Source organism: Mycobacterium sp. TH-M116 (assembly GCF_057473685.1).
The window spans coordinates 1-4,622 of sequence record NZ_JBYCLC010000099.1 but is presented as its reverse complement, the minus strand read 5'-3'; the positions used below and the strand labels follow the sequence as shown (position 1 = coordinate 4,622).

General features: G+C 70.6%; 6 protein-coding genes. All 6 read left to right on the top strand.

Annotation, left to right across the window (positions count from 1 at the left end; all coding sequences use genetic code 11):
• The first annotated feature begins 283 nt into the window (after positions 1-283).
• On the top strand, positions 284-601 hold the full coding sequence (gene clpS, locus AC2VOK_RS04875) for an ATP-dependent Clp protease adapter ClpS (protein WP_421531489.1): 318 nt from the start codon (positions 284-286) through the stop codon (positions 599-601).
• A 16-nt stretch (positions 602-617) separates the two neighbouring features.
• Positions 618-1,205: an oxidative stress transcriptional regulator AosR gene (gene aosR / locus AC2VOK_RS04870; RefSeq protein WP_428899480.1), complete on the top strand. Its 588-nt coding sequence runs from the start codon at positions 618-620 to the stop codon at positions 1,203-1,205.
• Positions 1,206-1,216: 11 nt separating this feature from the next.
• Positions 1,217-2,260 carry a P1 family peptidase gene (locus tag AC2VOK_RS04865; RefSeq protein ID WP_428899481.1) on the top strand — a complete coding sequence of 348 codons (1,044 nt, stop codon included), beginning with the start codon at positions 1,217-1,219 and terminating at the stop codon, positions 2,258-2,260.
• Positions 2,261-2,279: 19 nt separating this feature from the next.
• Entirely contained in the window at positions 2,280-2,957 is a 678-nt protein-coding gene (locus AC2VOK_RS04860) for a rhomboid family intramembrane serine protease (RefSeq protein WP_428899479.1), read from the top strand.
• The gene (murI, locus tag AC2VOK_RS04855) at positions 2,954-3,784 is read left to right on the top strand and encodes a glutamate racemase (protein WP_428899478.1); all 831 of its coding nucleotides are present in this window, start codon (positions 2,954-2,956) and stop codon (positions 3,782-3,784) included. Before AC2VOK_RS04860 ends, murI begins: the two co-directional genes overlap by 4 nt.
• 26 nt (positions 3,785-3,810) lie before the next feature.
• Positions 3,811-4,622: cyclic nucleotide-degrading phosphodiesterase (locus AC2VOK_RS04850; RefSeq protein WP_428899477.1), on the top strand; the 812-nt coding region annotated here is incomplete at its 3' end.

Sequence of the window (4,622 nt, the reverse complement as noted above, 5' to 3'; positions counted from 1 at the left end):
GCGCACGGTGCGGGTGAGCACCTGACCGACATGCATGGCGGTCAGGTTCACGGTGCGGGCGAAATTCCGACCCCGGCGCCCCGGCGCCGCGCAGCTGGCGGCCGATCGCGGCGCTGCTCATCGCGAAGAACTCCGCACGCACCTGCGGGCTGTCACGTATGCCGGAACGCCGGCTCGTCGTGGCGTTGCGGCGCAGGTGATGCACCAAGGGCGTTTCGCGGCTACTGTCGGTGACTTGCCGGGGGTGCGGTATTCAACTGCGTGGCTCGCTATCCTGGGAGCCATGGTTGTTGCGTCAGCGCCTACCGAGCCGAGGTCGAGGCCGGGCACTACCGGACAACGCGAGGCCACCCCGGTCGAGGACACGGCCAGTCCATGGGTCACGGTCGTGTGGGACGACCCCGTCAACCTGATGACCTATGTGACGTATGTGTTCCAGAAGCTGTTCGGGTACAGCGAGCCGCATGCCACCAAGCTGATGTTGCAGGTCCACAACGAAGGCAAGGCGGTCGTGTCCGCGGGCAGTCGTGAGTCCATGGAAGCCGACGTATCCAAACTGCACGCTGCCGGGTTGTGGGCGACCCTGCAGCACGACCGGTGAGGGCCCCCGATTTCCTGTGCGCAAATGGAAGCGCGTCGAGACCCCCGAGGGTCCCCGCTTTCGGTCTTCCCTGGCCACCCATGAGGCCGAGTTGCTTCGCAACCTCGTCGGCGCGATGATCGGCCTGCTCGACGAGCGCGAATCCTCATCGCCGGCAGACGAACTCGAAGAAATCACCGGCATGAAGACCGGGAACTCCAAGCCGCCGCGCGATCCGACGCTGCGCCGCCTGCTGCCCGACTTCTACCGGCTCGACGCCGGCGACGAGCCCTCCTCCGAGTTTCCCGGAGACCTGAACGCCGCGCTGCGCAGCCTGCACGAACCGGAGATCATCGAAGCCAAACGCGTTGCGGCGCAAAGGCTATTGCAGACGATTCCGGCCACGGGCGCCAAGTTCGAGCTGACCGAGGACGAGGCGAGCGCCTGGGTTTCGGCGCTCAACGACATCCGGCTGGCGCTGGGAGTCATGCTCGAGATCGGCCCGGAAGGTCCCGACCGGCTGCCACCGGACCACCCGTTGGCCTCCCATTTCGACGTCTACCAGTGGCTGACGGTCCTGCAGGAATACCTGGTCCTGGTGCTGATCAGGCCCCGGTCATCTTGACGGCAATGCCGCTGGGCTCCATCGCCGACGTCGGAGGCATCCGCGTCGGTCACCACCACCGACTGGACCCCGGCGCGTCGCTGGGCGCCGGATGGGCCAGCGGTGTCACCGTGGTCCTCGCCCCGCCCGGGACCGTCGGCGCGGTCGACTGCCGCGGTGGCGCACCCGGCACCCGGGAAACCGACCTGCTGGATCCCGCCAATACCGTGCGCTTCGTCGACGCGGTGCTGCTCGCCGGTGGCAGTGCCTACGGACTGGCGGCCGCCGACGGCGTCATGCGCTGGCTCGAGGAACACGGCCGCGGCGTCGCGATGGCAGGCGGGATGGTGCCCATCGTGCCCGCTGCGGTGATCTTCGATCTTCCCGTCGGCGGCTGGGACAGCCGGCCGACGGCCGACTTCGGCTACGCGGCGTGCGAAGCCGCGCAGGGTCACGACGCGGTGCCCGCGGTCGGCACGGTCGGCGCGGGGGTCGGGGCGAGAGCCGGTGTGCTCAAAGGCGGCGTCGGGACGGCCTCGACGACGCTGCCGTCCGGCGTGACCGTGGGTGCGATCGTCGTGGTGAACTCCGCCGGCGACGTCGCCGACCGGACCACCGGCCTGCCCTGGATGGCGGACCTGATCCGACAGTTCGCGCTGCGTCCGCCGCCGCCCGACCAGATCGATACGTTCGCGCGGCTGCCGCCCAGGCTGAGCCCGCTGGACAACCCCCTCAACACGACGATCGGCGTCGTGGCGACCGACGCGGCGCTCAGCCCGGCGGCGTGCCGCCGGGTCGCCACGGCCGCCCAGGACGGCCTGGCCCGCGCGGTGCGCCCGGCGCACACCCCACTCGACGGCGACACGGTGTTCGTGCTGGCCACCGGCGCGGTCGAGGTGCCGCCCGCGGCCGATACGCCCGCCGCCTTCTCCCCGGAGGCGGGGTTGGTCAGCGAAGTGGGCGCCGCGGCCGCCGATTGTGTGGCGCGGGCGGTGCTGGTCGGTGTGCTCGGCGCCGGGTCGGTGGCCGGAATACCGACCTACCGCGACATGTTGCCGGGAGCGTTCGGCCGATGAGGGCTCGACCGGCGAGGGGATGCGCATGACCCGACGCAAGGGGCGCCCGGGCACGCCGGGGACCCAGGAGAAGCCGCGGCCCGCGTGGATGGTCGGCGCGGCCACGATCCTCACCTTCGTGGCGTTGCTCTACTTGGTCGAACTGATCGACGAGCTGACGCGGCACTCGCTGGACGCCAACGGCATCAGGCCGCTGCAGGCCGACGGTCTGTGGGGCATCGTCTTGGCGCCGGTCCTGCACGCCGGCTGGGGGCACCTGATGGTCAACACCGTCCCGCTGCTGGTGCTGGGGTTTCTCATGACCCTGTTCGGGCTGTCGCGCTTCGTCTGGGCCACCGCGATCGTGTGGATCCTGGGCGGCTTCGGTACCTGGCTGATCGGCAACCTGGGCAGCAACTGCGGCCCCACCCACCACATCGGGGCCTCCGGCCTGATCTTCGGCTGGCTGGCCTTCCTGCTGGTCTTCGGGATATTCGCGCGCCGGGTATGGGCCATCGTCATCGGTCTGGCGGTCTTGTTCGTCTACGGCGGCATCCTGCTCGGCGCCATGCCGGTGCTGGGCGGGTGCGGCGGCGTGTCGTGGCAGGGCCACCTGTGCGGAGCGATCGCCGGCGTGGTCGCCGCCTACGCGTTGTCCGCCCCGGAGCGCAAGGCCCGCGCCGTCAAGAACGCGTCGACCCAGCGGCGCAACGCGTGAGCTCGCGCCTGGCCGCGCCCATCGGGATCTTCGATTCCGGCGTCGGGGGGCTGACGGTGGCTCGGGCCATCATCGACCAGCTGCCCGACGAGGACATCGTCTACGTCGGCGACACCGCGCACGGCCCCTACGGGCCGCTCGCCATTCCGCAGGTCCGCGCGCACGCGCTCGCGATCGGCGACAACCTGGTCGACCGCGGCGTCAAGGCGCTGGTGATCGCCTGCAACACGGCCTCGGCAGCGTGCCTGCGGGACGCGCGCGAACGCTACGCCGTGCCCGTCGTCGAGGTGATCCTGCCCGCGGTGCGCCGTGCGGTCGCCACCACCCGCAACGGCCGCATCGGGGTGATCGGGACGCAGGCGACCATCGCCTCGCACGCCTACCAGGACGCCTTCGCCGCGGCCCGCGACACCGAGATCACCGCGGTGGCCTGCCCGCGTTTCGTGGACTTCGTGGAGCGCGGCGTCACCAGCGGACGCCAGGTGCTCGGGCTGGCCGAAGGCTATCTGGAGCCGCTGCAGCGCGCCGGGGTCGACACGCTGGTGCTGGGTTGCACGCACTACCCGCTGCTGTCCGGACTGATCCAGCTGGCGATGGGCGACACCGTCACGCTCGTTTCCAGTGCGGAGGAAACCGCCAAGGAAGTGCTCCGGGTACTCACCGACCGCGACCTGCTGCGTCCGCACCCCGATCGTCCCGGCGCCCCGCCGGCGAGCCGGGTGTTCGAAGCCACCGGTGACCCGGAGTCGTTCACCAAACTCGCGGCGCGGTTCCTGGGTCCGTCGGTGACCGGGGTACACCCCGTTCGCCACCCCCCCGACCGCTAGCGCCGGGGGAGATTCTGGTCACAGAAATGTGGCCATGTTTTCGTCATGCCGGTACCGGGCATGGCACAGTGGTCTCCGTGCGAATCACCGTGCTCGGCTGCTCAGGCAGCGTGGTGGGCCCGGATTCGCCTGCATCGGGTTATCTGCTCCGCGCACCGGACACCCCGCCGCTGGTGCTCGATTTCGGCGGCGGCGTGCTGGGGGCGCTGCAGCGCTACGCCGACCCCAGCTCCGTGCACGTCCTGCTGTCCCACCTGCATGCCGACCACTGCCTGGACATGCCGGGTCTGTTCGTCTGGCGCCGGTATCACCCGGTCCGCCCCGACAACAAGGCGATGCTGTACGGTCCCCGCGACACGTGGTCGCGGTTGGGAGCGGCGTCCTCACCCTACGGCGGCGAGATCGACGACTGCTCCGACATTTTCGACGTCCACCACTGGGTCGACGGCGAACCGGTGGCGTTGGGCGCGCTGACCGTGGTGCCGCGGGCGGTGGCTCACCCGTGCGAGTCGTACGGGTTGCGGGTCACCGACCCCACCGGCGCGTCGTTCGTCTACAGCGGCGACACGGGCTTCTGTGACCAGCTCGTTGAACTCGCGCGCGATGCCGACGTCTTCCTGTGCGAGGCCTCGTGGACGCACTCCCCGGACCGCCCGCCCGCCCTGCACCTGTCGGGCACCGAGGCCGGCAGGGCCGCGGCACGGGCCGGCGTGCGGGAGCTGCTGTTGACGCACATCCCACCGTGGACCTCGCGGGAGGACGTGATCAGCGAAGCCAAGGCCGAGTTCGACGGCCCGGTGCACGCCGTCGTGTGCGGCGAGACGTTCGACATCCGCCG

Bases quoted from the DNA above. Each gene is read 5' to 3' on its own strand.
- clpS (WP_421531489.1), top strand. From the start codon at position 284: ATGGTTGTTGCGTCAGCGCCTACCGAGCCGAGGTCGAGGCCGGGCACT.
- AC2VOK_RS04860 (WP_428899479.1), top strand. From the start codon at position 2,280: ATGCGCATGACCCGACGCAAGGGGCGCCCGGGCACGCCGGGGACCCAG.